The following is a 16,512-nucleotide window of genomic DNA, read 5'->3' as shown; positions in this document are numbered from 1 at the left end:
TCGATGAAACTCAATGATCTGAGTCCAGCGCCGGGTTCCCGTCGCGAAAAGCATCGTCCGGGCCGTGGTATCGGTAGTGGTTTGGGCAAGACCGGTGGCCGTGGCCACAAAGGTCAGTCCTCCCGCTCCGGTGGCACCATTGCTCCAGGCTTTGAAGGCGGTCAACAGCCGCTGCATCGTCGCCTGCCAAAGTTCGGTTTCGTTTCCCTGAAGGCCATGGACCGCGCAGAAGTGCGTCTGTCCGAGCTGGCTAAAGTGGAAGGCGACATCGTCACTGTGCAGTCCCTGAAAGATGCCAACGTGATCAACGTCAACGTACAGCGTGTGAAAATCATGCTGTCCGGCGAAGTTACTCGCGCTGTTACCATCGGAAAGGGAATCGGCGCCACCAAAGGTGCGCGTTCGGCTATCGAAGCAGCTGGCGGCAAGTTCGAGGAATAAATGGCTAAGCAAGGTGCTCTCTCTGCGCTCGGCAAAGGCGGTATGTCTGAACTCTGGGCTCGTCTGCGTTTTCTGTTCCTGGCGATTATCGTCTACCGAATAGGCGCACACATCCCGGTTCCAGGTATCAACCCGGACCGACTCGCGGACCTGTTTCGACAGAATGAGGGGACCATTCTTAGCTTGTTCAACATGTTTTCCGGCGGCGCGCTGGAGCGGATGAGTATCTTTGCACTGGGGATCATGCCGTACATTTCGGCATCGATCATCATGCAACTGATGACAGCCGTCAGCCCGCAGCTGGAGCAGTTGAAGAAGGAAGGTGAAGCTGGGCGTCGCAAGATTGCCCAGTACACCCGCTACGGCACTGTCGTCCTCGCTCTCGTTCAGGCAATTGGCATGTCCATTGGTCTGGCGGGGCAGGGCGTTGCGTTCACTGGTGACTTTGGCTTCCATTTCGTCGCGGTATCCACGTTTGTGGCTGGTGCGATGTTCATGATGTGGCTGGGTGAGCAGATTACTGAGCGTGGTGTTGGCAACGGTATCTCGATGTTGATTTTCGCAGGTATCGTCGCCGGTCTTCCGAGAGCGATCGGGCAGTCTTTCGAGTCTGCGCGTCAGGGTGATATCAACATTTTTGCCTTGGTTGCCATCGGTTTGCTGGCAGTAGCGATTATCGGTTTTGTGGTGTTCATTGAGCGTGGTCAGCGTCGTATTGCTGTTCATTACGCCAAGCGTCAGCAGGGTCGTAAGGTCTTTGCTGCGCAGACTAGCCACTTGCCGTTGAAGGTGAACATGGCCGGTGTTATTCCGGCCATTTTCGCGAGCAGCATTTTGCTGTTCCCGGCTTCGTTGGGTACCTGGTTCGGTCAGTCTGAAGGTATGGGCTGGCTGCAGGACATCTCGCAGTCGATCGCTCCTGGTCAGCCGTTGAATATTCTGCTGTTTAGTGCAGGGATTATTTTCTTCTGCTTCTTCTATACGGCGTTGATGTTCAATCCGAAAGACGTAGCGGAAAACCTGAAGAAGTCCGGTGCCTTTATTCCGGGCATCCGTCCAGGTGAGCAGTCTGCGCGCTACATTGATGGCGTTCTGACTCGTTTGACCCTGTTCGGTGCTCTATATATGACGGCCGTATGCCTGTTGCCCCAGTTCCTGGTGGTTGCAGCAAACGTTCCGTTCTACCTTGGCGGGACCTCGTTGCTGATCGTCGTCGTGGTTGTGATGGACTTCATGTCCCAAGTACAATCGCACCTCGTTTCGCACCAGTACGAATCCCTGATGAAGAAAGCCAACCTGAAGGGTTACGGCAGCGGCATGTTGCGCTGAGTACCCATAAGGTTCGAGGAGTTGGTGATGAAAGTTCGTGCATCGGTGAAAAAGCTGTGCCGCAACTGCAAGATTATTCGCCGCGAAGGTGTTGTTCGAGTAATTTGCAGCGCGGAACCGCGTCACAAACAGCGCCAAGGCTGAGTGTGATTGTGCTTCAAGCCCGGTAGCTAGTGCGCTACCGGGTTGATTATTTGTTATTACAGCGATATTATCTCGCGCCCTATTTCTTGGCTTCCGGGGCGTAGGTAGCTGTCAATTGGAGTCCCACTGAATGGCCCGTATTGCAGGCGTTAACATTCCAGATAACAAGCATACTGTTATCTCGCTGACCTACATCTATGGTGTTGGTCGCACTACTGCGCAGAAGATCTGTGCAGTGACTGGGGTAAACCCAGCCGCAAAGATCAAGGATCTGAGCGACGAGCAGATTGAACAGCTGCGTGGCGAAGTGGCGAAGTTCACCACTGAAGGTGACCTGCGTCGCGAAATCAACATGAAAATCAAGCGTTTGATGGACCTCGGTTGCTATCGCGGTCTGCGTCATCGTCGTGGTCTTCCAGTGCGCGGTCAGCGTACCAAGACTAACGCGCGTACCCGTAAAGGTCCGCGTAAGCCGATCCGCAAGTAATCGCCCCAGCGAATCGACAGGAAATTAATCATGGCTAAACCTGCTGCTCGTCCTCGTAAAAAAGTTAAAAAGACAGTGGTTGATGGCATCGCCCACATCCATGCATCTTTTAACAACACAATCGTGACCATCACCGACCGTCAAGGCAACGCTCTTTCCTGGGCTACCTCCGGTGGTTCGGGTTTCCGCGGTTCCCGCAAGTCCACCCCGTTTGCTGCTCAAGTAGCTGCTGAACGTGCTGGTCAAGCTGCGCTGGAATACGGTCTGAAAAACCTCGACGTTAACGTCAAAGGTCCAGGCCCAGGTCGTGAATCTGCAGTCCGCGCTTTGAACGGCTGTGGCTACAAGATCGCCAGCATCACCGACGTGACGCCAATCCCGCACAACGGGTGCCGTCCGCCGAAGAAGCGCCGCGTGTAATCCAGGAGATTGTAAAGAATGGCTCGTTACATTGGTCCAAAATGCAAACTCGCTCGTCGCGAAGGCACCGATCTCTTTCTGAAGAGCGGCGTGCGCGCGATCGAATCGAAGTGCAACATCGAAGCAGCACCTGGTATCCACGGCCAACGCCGCGGTCGCCAGTCCGATTACGGCACCCAACTGCGTGAAAAGCAGAAGGTCCGTCGTATCTACGGCGTTCTCGAGCGTCAATTCAGCGGCTACTACAAAGAAGCTGCTGGCAAGAAAGGTGCAACCGGTGAAAACCTGCTGCAACTGCTCGAATGCCGTCTGGACAACGTTGTATACCGTATGGGTTTTGGCTCTACTCGTGCCGAATCCCGTCAGCTGGTATCGCACAAATCCGTCAGCGTTAACGGTCAGACCGTAAACGTACCGTCCTACCAGGTTCGTGCTGGTGACGTGGTCGCGATTCGCGAGAAAGCAAAGAACCAACTTCGCATTGTCCAAGCTCTCGATCTGTGTGCCCAACGTGGCCGCGTAGAATGGGTAGAAGTAGACACTGAGAAGAAGTCGGGCGTTTTCAAGAACGTTCCTGCTCGCAGTGATCTGTCCGCCGACATCAACGAAAGCCTGATTGTCGAGCTCTACTCCAAGTAAGGGCTAGAAAATAGGTGCATCCATGCAGATTTCGGTAAATGAGTTCCTGACACCCCGCCATATTGATGTGCAGGTTGTCAGTCCAACCCGCGCCAAGATCACTCTCGAGCCTCTCGAGCGTGGTTTCGGCCACACCCTGGGCAACGCGCTGCGACGCATCCTGTTGTCCTCAATGCCCGGCTGTGCAGTAGTCGAGGCCGAGATTGACGGTGTGCTCCATGAGTACAGCGCCATCGAAGGCGTACAGGAAGACGTAATTGAAATCCTGTTGAACCTTAAAGGTCTGGCTATCAAGCTGCACGGTCGTGACGAAGTTACGCTGACCTTGTCGAAGAAGGGTTCGGGGGTGGTTACCGCTGCCGATATTCAGCTGGATCATGATGTCGAGATCGTTAACCCCGATCACGTAATCGCTAACCTGGCGTCTAACGGCGCCCTGAACATGAAGCTCACCGTAGCTCGTGGTCGTGGTTATGAACCGGCAGACTCGCGTCAGAGCGATGAAGACGAAAGCCGCAGCATCGGTCGCTTGCAGCTTGACTCTTCGTTCAGCCCGGTTCGCCGTATCGCATACGTGGTGGAAAACGCCCGTGTCGAGCAGCGTACTAACCTGGACAAGCTGGTTATTGATCTGGAAACCAACGGTACCCTGGATCCTGAAGAGGCTATCCGCCGCGCTGCAACCATTCTGCAACAGCAGCTGGCTGCGTTCGTCGACCTCAAAGGTGACAGTGAGCCAGTGGTTATCGAGCAGGAAGACGAGATCGATCCGATCCTGCTTCGCCCGGTTGACGATCTGGAACTGACTGTACGTTCGGCTAACTGCCTTAAGGCGGAAAACATCTACTACATCGGTGACCTGATTCAGCGTACCGAAGTAGAGCTGTTGAAGACTCCGAACCTTGGCAAGAAATCCTTGACTGAAATCAAGGACGTTCTGGCCTCCCGCGGTCTGTCCCTCGGCATGCGCCTCGACAACTGGCCGCCTGCAAGTCTTAAGAAGGACGACAAGGCGACTGCCTGATCGTCGTAATCACCGAACGTTGTGTTTGGTAAGGAATGAACCATGCGTCATCGTAAAAGTGGTCGTCACCTGAGCCGCACCAGCTCGCACCGCAAGGCCATGTTTCAAAACATGGCGGTGTCGCTGTTCGAGCACGAGCTGATCAAAACTACACTGCCAAAAGCTAAAGAACTGCGTCGCGTTGCTGAGCCGCTGATCACTTTGGCCAAGACAGACAGCCTGGCTAACCGCCGTCTGGCTTTCGACCGTACTCGTTCGAAAGCTATCGTTGGTAAGCTCTTCAACGACCTGGGCAAGCGTTACGCTACCCGTGAGGGTGGCTACCTGCGCATCCTCAAGTGCGGTTTCCGCACTGGCGACAACGCGCCTATGGCGTATGTCGAGTTGGTTGATCGTCCTGCCGGTGGTGAAGCTGTATCCGCTGAGTAAGACGTCAGTCTGAAACGAAGAACCGGGCCTAGTGCCCGGTTTTTTGTGCGCGCTCGAAAAGCATTGCCATCAATGCATGAATAGAAAGGTAATTAGTAATTTTCTATCGATAGTCGCAACGCAATGAATTTGTAGCTGTAACGTTCCTGATCAATACTCCCCCTCAGCCGATTAGCCGGCAGTTAAAGACTGACAGAGGAAGAGATCGCATGAGTCAAAATAAAACGCTGACCACCGCCAGTGGCGCTCCTGTCGCCGACAACCAGAATTCCCGTTCCGCCGGCCCTCGTGGCTCGCTGCTGCTCGACGACTTTCACCTGATCGAAAAGCTTGCCCACTTCAATCGCGAGAACATCCCTGAGCGCCGTGTACACGCCAAGGGCTCGGGTGCTTACGGCACGTTTACTGTCACTCGCGACATCACCCCGTACACCAGCGCTAAACTGTTTGAATCGGTCGGCAAGCAAACTCCGACGTTCTTGCGCTTTTCTACGGTTGGCGGCGAACGTGGTTCGGCCGATACCGAGCGCGATCCGCGTGGCTTTGCCCTGAAGTTCTACACCGAGGAAGGTAACTGGGACATCGTCGGCAACAACACGCCCGTGTTCTTCATCCGTGATCCGTTGAAATTTCCGGACTTTATCCACACCCAAAAGCGTCTGCCGCAGAGCAATCTGAAAAGCGCGCAGATGATGTGGGATTTCTGGTCGCACTCGCCTGAGGCGCTGCACCAGGTCACTATTCTGTTCTCCGACCGTGGCATTCCTGACGGCTATCGTCACATGCACGGCTTTGGTAGCCACACCTACAGCTTGATCAACGCCAATGGCGAGCGGCACTGGGTGAAGTGGCACTACAAGACTCAGCAAGGCATCAAAAACCTGGCGCCTGCAGAAGCGGCACGTTTGGCCGGTACCGATCCGGATTACGCGCAGCGTGACCTGTTTGGGGCGATTGAGCGCGGTGACTTCCCGAAATGGCGTGTGTGCATTCAGATCATGACCGAGGCTCAGGCCGCGGCGCACTATGAGAACCCGTTCGATGTGACCAAAACCTGGTCGCAGAAAGAGTTTCCGTTGATCGAAGTCGGCGAGCTGGAGCTCAATCGCAATCCGCAAAACTACTTTGCCGAAGTCGAGCAAGCGGCATTCGGCCCGAGCAACATGGTCCCGGGCGTTGGTCTTTCTCCGGACCGCATGCTCCAGGGCCGCGTGTTCGCTTATGCCGACGCGCACCGCTACCGCATTGGCACCAATCATCAGCAACTACCGGTGAATGCGCCCCGCAGCCCGGTGAATAGCTATCAGCGTGATGGTTCGATGGCATTCGGCAGCAATGGCGGTGAAGCACCTAACTATGAGCCGAACAGCTACGTCGATTCGCCGAAACAAGCGCCTCGCTACGCTGAGCCACCGTTGGCATTGAGCGGTGCCGCTGATCGTTACGATCATCGTGAAGACTCCGACTACTACAGCCATGCCGGTGCTCTGTTCCGACTCATGAGTGACGAGCAGAAAGCGCTGCTGACCAACAACATTGCCGGAGCCATGGCCGGCGTTTCCGGTGATGTGATTGATCGTCAATTGCAGCACTTCTTCAAGGCCGATCCGGCGTATGGAGAAGCAATTGCAAAGGCGTTGGGTGTACAGCTTAACGAAGTCTAAACGAGAAGCAGAACCGCCCTCATTTGGGCGGTTTTTGCGTTATTTGAACCACTTTTCTCAGAATATCTTCGCTTTTATCGCGTAAACGGAGTGACCAAACAGTCGCCTTGGTTCAAACTACAGACTTTCATGCAGGGAGATGTAGGGCGATGCAAGGGCACCCAGACGTAATCGATTACCTCAACACGTTGCTGACCGGCGAACTGGCGGCGCGTGATCAGTATTTCGTCCATTCGCGGATGTATGAGGACTGGGGTTTCACCAAGCTCTACGAACGCATCAACCACGAGATGGAAGAAGAGGCCGGGCACGCTGATGCCCTGATGCGTCGGATTCTGATGCTCGAAGGCACGCCGCGCATGCGTCCCGACGACCTTGATGTTGGCACCACTGTGCCGGACATGCTCGCCGCTGACCTGCGACTTGAATATAAAGTCCGCGCCGCGCTCTGCAAGGGCATCAAACTCTGCGAGCAACACCAGGACTATGTCAGCCGCGAGATGCTGCGGGTTCAATTGCATGACACTGAAGAAGACCACACCTACTGGCTTGAAAAGCAGATGGGTCTGATCAAGTTGATCGGTCTTGAGAACTACCTGCAATCTCACGCCTGATTGCTCCCTATACAAAAAAGCCCCTGTCACCGACAAAGTGACAGGGGCTTTTTCGTGGGCCCGATTCAGGCCTTGTCGCGAGCCAGCAGCGGCTTGAGGTAGAAGCCGGTGTGAGATTGCTTCATCTCGGACACTTCCTCCGGGGTACCAACCGCAATGATCTGGCCGCCCTTGGAGCCGCCTTCCGGCCCCAGGTCCACCAACCAGTCGGCGGTCTTGATCACGTCCAGGTTGTGCTCGATCACCACCACAGTGTTGCCGTGGTCGCGCAGTCGATGCAGTACGTCGAGCAATTGCTGAATATCCGCGAAGTGCAAGCCAGTGGTTGGTTCGTCGAGGATGTACAGCGTCTTGCCGGTATCGCGCTTGGACAGTTCACGGGAGAGCTTCACCCTTTGGGCTTCACCGCCCGACAACGTCGTCGCCGATTGCCCCAGCTTGATGTAGGACAGACCTACGTCCATCAATGTCTGAAGCTTGCGCGCTAGCGCAGGAACGGCGTCAAAGAACACCCGCGCTTCCTCGATGGTCATCTCGAGGGTTTCGTGGATGCTCTTGCCTTTGTACTTGATTTCCAGTGTCTCGCGGTTGTAACGCTTGCTCTTGCAGACGTCGCACGGGACATAGATGTCCGGCAGGAAGTGCATTTCCACCTTGATCAGGCCATCTCCCTGACACGCTTCGCAGCGTCCGCCCTTCACGTTGAAGGAGAAGCGTCCCGGACCATAACCGCGTGAGCGTGATTCCGGTACGCCGGCGAACAGTTCGCGAATCGGCGTGAACAGCCCGGTGTAGGTCGCCGGATTGGAGCGCGGCGTTCGGCCGATAGGGCTCTGGTCGATATCGACGACCTTATCCAGATGCTCCAGTCCCTTGATGCTGTCGTGGGCGGCCGCCTCAAGCGTCGTTGCACCGTTGAGTGCCGTAGCGCTCAAGGGAAACAGCGTATTGTTGATCAGCGTCGATTTGCCCGAGCCGGACACACCGGTCACGCACGTCAACAGACCTATCGGAATGTCCAGGTCGACATTGCGCAAGTTGTTACCGCGAGCGCCCTTGAGCGACAGTGACAACTTCTTGTTGCGCGGTGTGCGTTTGGCTGGAACGGCAATCTTTACTCGGCCCGACAGGTACTTGCCGGTCAACGAATCAGGATGCGCCATCACTTCGGCCGGCGTCCCTTCGGCAACAATATGCCCACCGTGGACCCCCGCGCCCGGCCCGATGTCCACCACGTAGTCGGCCAGGCGAATAGCGTCTTCGTCATGCTCGACCACGATCACCGTGTTGCCGATGTCGCGCAGGTGCTTGAGTGTGCCGAGCAACCGATCGTTATCACGTTGATGCAGACCGATCGACGGCTCATCGAGGATGTACAGAACCCCCACCAGGCCGGCGCCAATCTGGCTGGCCAGGCGAATCCGCTGAGCTTCACCGCCGGACAACGTGTCGGCACTGCGATCCAGCGAAAGATAGTCGAGGCCTACGTTGACCAGGAACTGCAGGCGCTCGCGGATCTCCTTGAGAATCTTGTCGGCAATTTCACCGCGACGGCCCGTGAGCTTCAGTATGCCGAAATACTCGCAAGCATCGCCAATCGGCAGATTGGTCACCGCCGGCAGCGTCTTCTCGCCCACCCAGACGTGCCGCGCCTCACGACGCAAGCGCGTGCCACGGCAATCCGGGCAGGGCTGGGTGCTGAGGAACTTGGCCAGCTCTTCACGCACTGAAGCCGACTCGGTTTCGCGATAGCGGCGTTCCAGGTTCGGCACGATGCCTTCGAACGGGTGCGAGCGTTTGACGATATCGCCGCGGTCGTTCAGGTATTTGAAGTCGACGTTTTGCGAACCGCTGCCATGCAGAATGAATTTCTGCTGATCCGCCGAAAGGTCGTTGAACGGCACTTCCAGGCTGAACTTGTAGTGCGAAGCCAGCGACCCGAGCATCTGGAAGTAATAGACGTTGCGCCTGTCCCAGCCGCGAATAGCGCCCTCGGCCAGCGTCAACTCGCCGTTCACCAGACGCTTGATGTCGAAGAACTGCTTGACCCCCAGACCATCGCAGGTCGGGCAAGCGCCGGCGGGGTTGTTGAAGGAGAACAGCTTGGGTTCCAGCTCGCTGATCGCATGGCCGCAAATCGGGCAGGCGAAGCGCGCGGAGAAGATGATCTCTTCGCCGGGCTCGTCGTCCATCGGCGCGACCAGTGCGATCCCGTCCGCCAGTTTCAGCGCGGTTTCGAACGACTCGGCCAGGCGCTGCTGCAGATCGGCGCGGACCTTGAAGCGGTCGACTATTACATCAATCGAGTGCTTCTTTTGCTTATCCAGCTTCGGCAGCTCATCCAGTTCGCAGATCCTGCCGTTGACCCGGGCCCGGACAAAGCCCTGGGCGCGCAGTTCTTCGAAGACCGAAAGGTGTTCGCCTTTGCGCTCGCGAATCACCGGGGCCAGCAGCATCAGCTTGCTGCCCTCCGGTTGCGCGAGGACCAGGTCGACCATCTGGCTGACGGTTTGCGCTTCCAGCGGAATGTCGTGATCCGGGCAACGTGGAATACCCACGCGTGCGTACAGCAGGCGCAGGTAGTCGTAGATTTCGGTGATGGTGCCGACCGTCGAGCGCGGGTTATGCGAGGTCGATTTCTGTTCGATGGAAATGGCTGGCGACAAACCTTCGATGGTGTCGACGTCAGGCTTTTCCATCATCGACAAAAACTGCCGGGCATAGGCCGACAGTGATTCGACATAGCGGCGTTGGCCTTCGGCATACAGCGTGTCAAACGCCAGGGACGATTTGCCGGATCCGGACAGGCCGGTGATGACGATCAGTTTGTCCCGTGGCAGGGTCAGGTCGATGTTCTTCAGGTTGTGGGTTCGGGCCCCACGAATCAGGATCTTGTCCAAAGTGGCCTCGCTTGGCGGGCGTCGAAAACGTAGGAGTATACGGCCAAATACTGGATGGATGCACACTGTCAAACGAGCGGAGTTGTGTCTTACATGAAGAGTCTGTCAGCGGAGCGCGTCAAAGCGTCGCGATATACCCCGTCAATCGATGGGACTGGTAGAATCGCCGCCGGTTCACATGAGGTTTTTCCATGCACGATCCCCACAGCGAACGCATGAGTGGCAGTGAGACCCGCGCAGCAAGCGGGCTGGCCCTGGTGTTCGCCTTCCGTATGCTTGGCATGTTCATGGTGTTGCCGGTACTGGCGACCTATGGGATGGATCTGGCAGGAGCGACCCCGGCCCTCATCGGACTGGCGATTGGCGCTTACGGCCTGACCCAGGCAATCTTTCAGATTCCTTTCGGCTTCATTTCCGACCGCATCGGCCGTCGTCCGGTGATTTACCTCGGGCTGATCATCTTCGCCCTCGGTAGCGTGCTGGCAGCCAATGCCGATTCGATCTGGGGCGTCATCGCCGGACGCATCCTGCAAGGCGCCGGGGCTATTTCCGCCGCAGTGATGGCGTTGCTTTCAGACCTGACCCGCGAGCAGCACCGGACCAAAGCCATGGCCATGATCGGCATGACGATTGGTCTGTCCTTCGCCGTGGCCATGGTTGTCGGGCCGCTGTTGACCCGCGCCTTCGGCCTGTCGGGGTTGTTCCTCGCCACGGGCGGCATGGCGCTGTTCGGCATCGTGATCGTCATGTTCATGGTGCCGCGTTCCACCGGACCGTTGCAGCACCGTGAGTCCGGCGTCGCCCGTTCGGCGCTGATGCCGACGCTAAAGCACCCGGACCTGCTGCGCCTGGACCTTGGCATTTTTGTGTTGCACGCGATGTTGATGTCGAGCTTCGTTGCATTGCCCCTGGCTCTGGTGCAAAAAGCCGGGCTGCCCAAAGAGCAGCACTGGTGGGTCTACCTCACCGCGCTGCTGATCTCCTTCTTCGCCATGATCCCGTTCATTATCTACGGCGAGAAGAAACGCAAAATGAAACGAGTTTTATTGGGCGCAGTGCTGACGCTGATGCTCACTGAGCTATTCTTCTGGCAGTTCGGCGACAGCCTGCGGGCTCTGGTGATCGGGACGGTGGTGTTCTTTACCGCGTTCAACTTGCTGGAAGCTTCGTTGCCATCGCTGATCAGCAAGGTTTCACCGGCGGGCGGCAAAGGCACGGCGATGGGGGTTTATTCCACCAGCCAGTTCCTCGGTTCGGCGCTGGGGGGGATCCTCGGCGGCTGGATGTTCCAGCACGGCGGTTTGTCGGTTGTATTCCTCGGATGCGCCGGCCTGGCTGCACTTTGGCTGGCCTTTGCTGTTACCATGCGCGAACCTCCCTACGTGACGAGTCTGCGCTTGCCGCTGTCGCCCGAGGCGATCCGCGAAGCGGGGTTGGTTGACCGCCTGAAGGCCGTCGTAGGGGTAACAGATGCGGTAATCGTTGCTGATGAAGCGGCGATTTACATCAAATTGGACACAGAACTATTGGATCGCACCACCCTTGAGCGCCTGGTGAACAACCCGGCCGGGGCAGCGTGCGTAGCCTAGGAGAACGTTATGGCCCGTGGGGTTAACAAAGTCATATTGGTCGGCACTTGCGGCCAGGATCCCGAAGTTCGCTACTTGCCTAACGGTAACGCCGTGACCAACCTGAGTCTGGCGACCAGCGAACAGTGGACCGACAAGCAAACCGGTCAGAAGGTCGAGAAGACTGAATGGCACCGTGTTTCGATGTTCGGCAAGGTGGCCGAGATCGCCGGTGAATACCTGCGTAAAGGTTCGCAGGTCTACATCGAAGGCAAGCTGCAGACCCGCGAGTGGGAAAAAGACGGTATCAAGCGTTACACCACCGAAATCGTGGTCGACATGCAAGGCACCATGCAACTGCTCGGCGGCCGTCCACAGCAGGGCGACCAACAAGGCGGGGGCAATAACTACCAGCAGTCCGCCCCGGCTCCACGCCAGCAGGCTCCGCGCCCGCAGCAGTCAGCACCGCAGCAGTCGCGTCAGGCTCCGCCTCCACAGCAGGCAGCGCCACAACCGGCTCCGGATTTCGACAGCTTTGATGACGATATCCCGTTCTGATCCGCAGTTTTTCAGAACCGTAGACAAAAAAAGCGAAGCCATATGGCTTCGCTTTTTTGTTGCCGCTGTTAACCGGCCAACGTGGTCACATTGGCCCGTGCCGAGTGCAGTTTCTTGTAGCTTTCGATCAACCGCAGGTGCCTGTCGAGCCCCTCCAGTTTGGTGCTGGTCGGCGTCAAACCATGGAAGCGTACACTGCCGTCCACCGAGCCGATCACTGCATCCATCCGTTCGTTACCAAACATCCGACGGAAATTGGCCTCGTAGTCTTCCAGCTCCAGGTCTTCGTCCAGCTTCATCTCCAGCACCGCGTTGACAGCTTGGTAGAACAAGCCGCGCTCAACCGTGTTGTCGTTGTACTGCAGGAACATCTCCACCGCCTCTTTGGCCTCTTCAAATTGCTGCAAGGCGAGATAAATCAGCAGTTTCAACTCCAGGATTGTCAGCTGACCCCAAGCGGTATTGTCGTCAAACTCGATGCCGATCAGGGAGGTGATGTCGGTGTAGTCGTCCAGCTCACTTTCCACCAGACGCTCAGCCAGCGCTTGCAGTTCTTCGTCGTCCAGGCGATGCAGGTTCAGGATATCGGCGCGGAAGAACAGCGCTTTGTTGGTGTTATCCCAAATCAGGTCGTCCACGGGATAGATTTCCGAATAGTCCGGGACCAGGATGCGGCATGCCGTCGCGCCGATATGCTCGTAGACCGCCATGTACACTTCCTTGCCCATGCCTTCGAGAATGCCGAACAAGGTCGCGGCTTCCTCGGCATTCGAGTTTTCACCCTGGCCGGAGAAGTCCCACTCCACGAATTCGTAGTCCGACTTGGAACTGAAGAAGCGCCACGACACCACGCCGCTGGAATCGATGAAGTGCTCGACGAAGTTATTCGGCTCGGTCACCGCATGACCTTCAAACGTCGGCTGGGGCAAGTCGTTGAGGCCTTCGAAGCTTCGGCCCTGGAGCAATTCGGTCAGGCTGCGTTCCAGCGCCACTTCCAGGCTCGGGTGCGCGCCGAACGAGGCGAACACGCCGCCGGTACGCGGGTTCATCAACGTGACGCACATCACCGGGAATTCCCCCCCAGGGACGCATCCTTCACCAATACGGGGAACCCTTGCTCTTCCAGCGCCTGAATACCGGCCTGTATTCCCGGGTACTTCGCCAGCACATCGGCGGGTACATCCGGCAGGGCAAATTCACCTTCGATGATTTCGCGTTTTACCGCGCGCTCGAAGATCTCCGACAGGCACTGCACCTGGGCTTCGGCCAGCGTGTTACCGGCACTCATGCCGTTGCTCAGGAACAGGTTTTCAATCAGGTTGGACGGGAAATACACCACTTCGCCGTCCGATTGGCGCACGTAGGGCAGCGCGCAGATGCCGCGTTCTTCATTGCCCGAGTTGGTGTCGATCAGGTGGGAGCCACGCAACTCGCCGTCGCGGTTGTAAATCTTCAGGCAGTGCGCGTCGAGTATTTCGCTCGGCAGTTCATCTTTACGGCCAGGCTTGAACCAGCGTTCATCCGGGTAATGCACAAACGGCGCGTTGGCGATCTCTTCGCCCCAGAACTGGTCGTTGTAGAAGAAGTTGCAGTTGAGTCGCTCGATAAACTCGCCCAACGCCGACGCCAGCGCGCCTTCCTTGGTTGCGCCCTTGCCGTTGGTAAAACACATCGGCGAGTGCGCATCGCGGATATGCAGCGACCATACGTTGGGCACGATATTGCGCCACGAGGCGATTTCAATCTTCATGCCCAGGTCCGCCAGAATGGCCGACATATTGGCGATGGTCTGCTCCAGCGGCAGATCCTTGCCCGCGATATAGGTGCTCGCCTCTGAGGTAGAAGCAGGCATCAGCAACGCCTGGGCATCGGCGTCGAGGTTTTCCACCTCTTCGATCACAAACTCAGGCCCGGCTTGCACCACTTTTTTCACGGTGCAACGGTCGATGGAACGCAGGATGCCCTGGCGGTCCTTGTCGGAGATGTCCGCGGGCAACTCGACCTGGATCTTGAAAATCTGGTTGTAGCGGTTTTCCGGATCAACAATGTTGTTCTGCGACAGGCGGATGTTTTCGGTGGGAATACTGCGAGTGTCGCAGTACAACTTCACGAAATACGCCGCACATAACGCCGATGACGCCAGGAAATAGTCGAACGGACCCGGCGCCGAGCCATCGCCCTTGTAGCGGATAGGTTGATCGGCCACCACCGTGAAGTCGTCGAACTTGGCTTCAAGTCGAAGGTTGTCGAGAAAGTTGACCTTGATTTCCATGGGGGATTACCAGAATAACGGCTAAACGAATGGCCGCCATTATCCGGCATTTCAGCCATAAGTCTTGCGGGCGTCTGTCGATATGTCCTCACCGGGCCTTTTTAGTGGGCGATGGAGCGGTCAGTCGAGTATCAGATGCGGCAAGAACCGGCTCGAATCCTTGGTGATCAAGCTGTTGTCCTCACGTACACCGATCCCCGCCGCCTGATCGCCGATTACCCAGGAGCCAATCAACGTAAAGCTGTCGCCGAACTGCGGAAGCGGCGCGAACTCCTGAAGGATAAACGGCGCATCGGTGTAGGGGCCGTCCTCTTTCACGATCAGGCCGTCAGCAGTTTGCAGCTCGATATTGGCACCTTCCCGGGAGAAGAACGGCTTGCGCACCCAGCCTTTTGGTACGGCTTTGCCCGGCTCGGTATCCAGGTGCGCCGCGAGCAGGTTTGGATGACCTTTGTTGAATTCCCACAACAGCGGCAGGATGCCTTTGTTGGAGATGATGGATTTCCAGGCCGGTTCGAAAAATTGCGTATCACTCTGGGCAATCGCTGCACCGAAGGGCTCGTGGAAGATGAACTCCCAGGCGTGCAGCTTGAACAGGTGAGGGATCCAGCGATCTTCGAGGTCGACGAAACGTCCGTCACTGGTCAGGCCGATGTCTTCGATATCGATGTGGCGTGATTCGATGCCGACCTTTTCCGCCACCAGCCGCAGGTAGTCGGTAGTGCCCTTGTCTTCGACCGAGTCTTTCATCGAGGCAAAATAGAAGGGTTGCTTGAGCTGCAATTGAGCGAAGGCCTGATGCAGTTTGGTGTCGATGCTGTTGAACTGGTCGGCATGCTTGGGCAGCAAGCCGCGTTCGATGCATTGCTCCAGCCAGCCCCACTGAAACGCCGCCGCCTCATACAGGCTGGTCGGCGTGTCGTAATTGAGTTCCAGCAACTTGGCGGGCCCGGTGCCGTTGTAGGAGAAATCCATGCGCCCGTACAGGTGCGGGTGACCTTCGAGCCATGAGATGCGCACCATGTCGAAGAATGGCGCGGGAATGCTCAGGCGCTCCAGCAACTCCTCGCTCTGAACCACGCGGGCCACCAGGTCCATGCACATCCCATGGATCTCGGTGGTCGGGTCTTCGAGATCGTTCTCGATCTGCTTGAGCGAGAACTGGTAATACGCGCTCTCATCCCAGTAGGGTTCGTTGTCGATGGTGTGGAACAGAAAGCCGAGATTCTCGGCGGTCTGTTTCCAGTCAGGACGCTCTGCGCAATGGATCTTCTTCATGGCCAGGTTTCCTTAACTGCTCGATCCGCCGCCGCCCCAGCCGCTGCGTGCGCTGGCCTTGCTGCCGAAGCCGCCACGGGAGGTGGACGAGGCAACGGAGACCGGCTTGCTTGTAGAAGAGCGAACCGAGTCGGCGTAGTTGCTGCTGCCGTACCTTGCCTGATTGGACTTGGTGAACGTCGAGCCCTTGGCAATCCGCTGGCTGAGCGTCGAGTTCGAGTAGCTGCCGCGGTCATCGCGATAGCGGTAGACCGGCTCGGAGTAGTAACTGTTGCGGTTGCTGCTCAGCATGTTGCCGATCAGCAGGCCGGTCAGCAGGCTGCTGGTGGAGAAACCCGACCCACCCGTGTTCGCCGCTTCCGAGGCGGGTAATTGAGCCTTGGCCGCGTCCACCTGGGATTGCGTCACCTGGCCATCAGCGGTCAGTTCGAAGCCGCCGAGCTTGGGGATGAACTTGCCGGCGGAATCCTGTTGGCACCAGTCGGCGACGAAGTCGGCATCGCAATCGGCCTGGCTGTCGTACACCGGCGCAATGCGGCGATGCTCGGCCATGGCCGTCATGTAGGCGTCCGAGCACACGTCCACCGGGAGCTTTTCATCGGCACACTGCTGAACGGACTGGAAGTTGTACTTCTTCTGCACCGCGTAGGTTTTTTCCGTCGGCCCGCAGCCTGATATCGCCATGGCGACCGACGCTGCCAGCGAAAGCTGAACGTACTTGCTTCGTTTCATCGGGATCTCCGGG

At 57.3% G+C, this 16,512-nt stretch carries 15 protein-coding genes and 1 pseudogene; 12 read left to right on the top strand and 4 right to left on the bottom strand.

Annotated features, from left to right (window positions below; translation table 11 throughout):
* Nucleotides 1-3: 3 nt before the first annotated feature.
* The 10 genes from rplO (at nucleotide 4) to bfr (ending at nucleotide 7,191) form a co-directional block, all read left to right on the top strand.
* On the top strand, nucleotides 4-441 hold the full coding sequence (rplO, locus tag HP062_RS17545) for a 50S ribosomal protein L15 (protein ID WP_010467269.1): 438 nt from the start codon (nucleotides 4-6) through the stop codon (nucleotides 439-441).
* Nucleotides 442-1,770, top strand: coding sequence for a preprotein translocase subunit SecY (secY, locus tag HP062_RS17540; RefSeq protein ID WP_007896784.1), 1,329 nt, complete (start codon nucleotides 442-444; stop codon nucleotides 1,768-1,770).
* A 27-nt stretch (nucleotides 1,771-1,797) separates the two neighbouring features.
* Nucleotides 1,798-1,914 carry a 50S ribosomal protein L36 gene (gene rpmJ / locus HP062_RS17535; protein ID WP_002555468.1) on the top strand — a complete coding sequence of 39 codons (117 nt, stop codon included), beginning with the start codon at nucleotides 1,798-1,800 and terminating at the stop codon, nucleotides 1,912-1,914.
* 130 nt (nucleotides 1,915-2,044) lie between these two features.
* On the top strand, nucleotides 2,045-2,401 hold the full coding sequence (gene rpsM / locus HP062_RS17530) for a 30S ribosomal protein S13 (RefSeq protein ID WP_003186020.1): 357 nt from the start codon (nucleotides 2,045-2,047) through the stop codon (nucleotides 2,399-2,401).
* A 30-nt stretch (nucleotides 2,402-2,431) separates the two neighbouring features.
* Nucleotides 2,432-2,821: a 30S ribosomal protein S11 gene (rpsK, locus tag HP062_RS17525; RefSeq protein WP_002555466.1), complete on the top strand. Its 390-nt coding sequence runs from the start codon at nucleotides 2,432-2,434 to the stop codon at nucleotides 2,819-2,821.
* Nucleotides 2,822-2,839: 18 nt separating this feature from the next.
* Nucleotides 2,840-3,460, top strand: a complete 621-nt coding sequence (gene rpsD, locus HP062_RS17520) for a 30S ribosomal protein S4 (RefSeq protein WP_003210056.1) — start codon at nucleotides 2,840-2,842, stop codon at nucleotides 3,458-3,460.
* Between the two features lie 22 nt (nucleotides 3,461-3,482).
* On the top strand, nucleotides 3,483-4,484 hold the full coding sequence (rpoA, locus tag HP062_RS17515) for a DNA-directed RNA polymerase subunit alpha (protein ID WP_003176403.1): 1,002 nt from the start codon (nucleotides 3,483-3,485) through the stop codon (nucleotides 4,482-4,484).
* A gap of 42 nt (nucleotides 4,485-4,526) precedes the next feature.
* Nucleotides 4,527-4,913, top strand: a complete 387-nt coding sequence (gene rplQ / locus HP062_RS17510) for a 50S ribosomal protein L17 (RefSeq protein ID WP_008145500.1) — start codon at nucleotides 4,527-4,529, stop codon at nucleotides 4,911-4,913.
* 209 nt (nucleotides 4,914-5,122) lie between these two features.
* Nucleotides 5,123-6,577, top strand: coding sequence for a catalase (locus HP062_RS17505; protein ID WP_172791797.1), 1,455 nt, complete (start codon nucleotides 5,123-5,125; stop codon nucleotides 6,575-6,577).
* Between the two features lie 149 nt (nucleotides 6,578-6,726).
* Complete coding sequence (gene bfr, locus HP062_RS17500; protein ID WP_010467276.1) at nucleotides 6,727-7,191, top strand: bacterioferritin; 465 nt, start codon at nucleotides 6,727-6,729, stop codon at nucleotides 7,189-7,191.
* Between the two features lie 65 nt (nucleotides 7,192-7,256).
* Here the strand turns inward: bfr and uvrA are convergent, their stop codons facing one another.
* Complete coding sequence (uvrA, locus tag HP062_RS17495) at nucleotides 7,257-10,091, bottom strand: excinuclease ABC subunit UvrA (RefSeq protein ID WP_010467278.1); 2,835 nt, start codon at nucleotides 10,089-10,091, stop codon at nucleotides 7,257-7,259.
* Between the two features lie 191 nt (nucleotides 10,092-10,282).
* Here uvrA and HP062_RS17490 point away from each other — a divergent pair, with 191 nt between their 5' ends.
* Together HP062_RS17490 and HP062_RS17485 are read left to right on the top strand one after the other, a co-directional pair.
* A complete protein-coding gene (locus HP062_RS17490) occupies nucleotides 10,283-11,680 on the top strand; it encodes an MFS transporter (RefSeq protein WP_010467280.1) in 1,398 nt (465 codons plus the stop codon).
* Nucleotides 11,681-11,689: 9 nt separating this feature from the next.
* Nucleotides 11,690-12,217 (top strand): single-stranded DNA-binding protein, encoded by a 528-nt coding sequence (locus HP062_RS17485; RefSeq protein ID WP_010467282.1) that lies wholly within the window; start codon nucleotides 11,690-11,692, stop codon nucleotides 12,215-12,217.
* A 68-nt stretch (nucleotides 12,218-12,285) separates the two neighbouring features.
* Here HP062_RS17485 and HP062_RS17480 read toward each other — a convergent pair.
* From HP062_RS17480 to HP062_RS17470, 3 genes and pseudogenes are all read right to left on the bottom strand, one after another.
* Nucleotides 12,286-14,489 (bottom strand): annotated as a pseudogene (locus tag HP062_RS17480) (OsmC domain/YcaO domain-containing protein).
* A gap of 120 nt (nucleotides 14,490-14,609) precedes the next feature.
* Nucleotides 14,610-15,767, bottom strand: a complete 1,158-nt coding sequence (locus HP062_RS17475; RefSeq protein ID WP_172791796.1) for a glutathionylspermidine synthase family protein — start codon at nucleotides 15,765-15,767, stop codon at nucleotides 14,610-14,612.
* Between the two features lie 12 nt (nucleotides 15,768-15,779).
* Nucleotides 15,780-16,499: a DUF1190 domain-containing protein gene (locus HP062_RS17470; protein ID WP_010467288.1), complete on the bottom strand. Its 720-nt coding sequence runs from the start codon at nucleotides 16,497-16,499 to the stop codon at nucleotides 15,780-15,782.
* Nucleotides 16,500-16,512: the final 13 nt, after the last annotated feature.

Source organism: Pseudomonas sp. B14-6, from assembly GCF_013260315.1.
Classification (GTDB): domain Bacteria; phylum Pseudomonadota; class Gammaproteobacteria; order Pseudomonadales; family Pseudomonadaceae; genus Aquipseudomonas; species Aquipseudomonas mandelii.
This window is presented reverse-complemented; position numbering and strand designations above follow the sequence as displayed.

Coding starts and splice junctions, on each gene's coding strand:
- rplO (WP_010467269.1), top strand. CDS start 4: ATGAAACTCAATGATCTGAGTCCAGCGCCGGGTTCCCGTCGCGAAAAG.
- secY (WP_007896784.1), top strand. CDS start 442: ATGGCTAAGCAAGGTGCTCTCTCTGCGCTCGGCAAAGGCGGTATGTCT.
- rpmJ (WP_002555468.1), top strand. CDS start 1,798: ATGAAAGTTCGTGCATCGGTGAAAAAGCTGTGCCGCAACTGCAAGATT.
- rpsM (WP_003186020.1), top strand. CDS start 2,045: ATGGCCCGTATTGCAGGCGTTAACATTCCAGATAACAAGCATACTGTT.
- rpsK (WP_002555466.1), top strand. CDS start 2,432: ATGGCTAAACCTGCTGCTCGTCCTCGTAAAAAAGTTAAAAAGACAGTG.
- rpsD (WP_003210056.1), top strand. CDS start 2,840: ATGGCTCGTTACATTGGTCCAAAATGCAAACTCGCTCGTCGCGAAGGC.
- rpoA (WP_003176403.1), top strand. CDS start 3,483: ATGCAGATTTCGGTAAATGAGTTCCTGACACCCCGCCATATTGATGTG.
- rplQ (WP_008145500.1), top strand. CDS start 4,527: ATGCGTCATCGTAAAAGTGGTCGTCACCTGAGCCGCACCAGCTCGCAC.
- HP062_RS17505 (WP_172791797.1), top strand. CDS start 5,123: ATGAGTCAAAATAAAACGCTGACCACCGCCAGTGGCGCTCCTGTCGCC.
- bfr (WP_010467276.1), top strand. CDS start 6,727: ATGCAAGGGCACCCAGACGTAATCGATTACCTCAACACGTTGCTGACC.
- HP062_RS17490 (WP_010467280.1), top strand. CDS start 10,283: ATGCACGATCCCCACAGCGAACGCATGAGTGGCAGTGAGACCCGCGCA.
- HP062_RS17485 (WP_010467282.1), top strand. CDS start 11,690: ATGGCCCGTGGGGTTAACAAAGTCATATTGGTCGGCACTTGCGGCCAG.
- HP062_RS17475 (WP_172791796.1), bottom strand. CDS start 15,767: ATGAAGAAGATCCATTGCGCAGAGCGTCCTGACTGGAAACAGACCGCC.
- HP062_RS17470 (WP_010467288.1), bottom strand. CDS start 16,499: ATGAAACGAAGCAAGTACGTTCAGCTTTCGCTGGCAGCGTCGGTCGCC.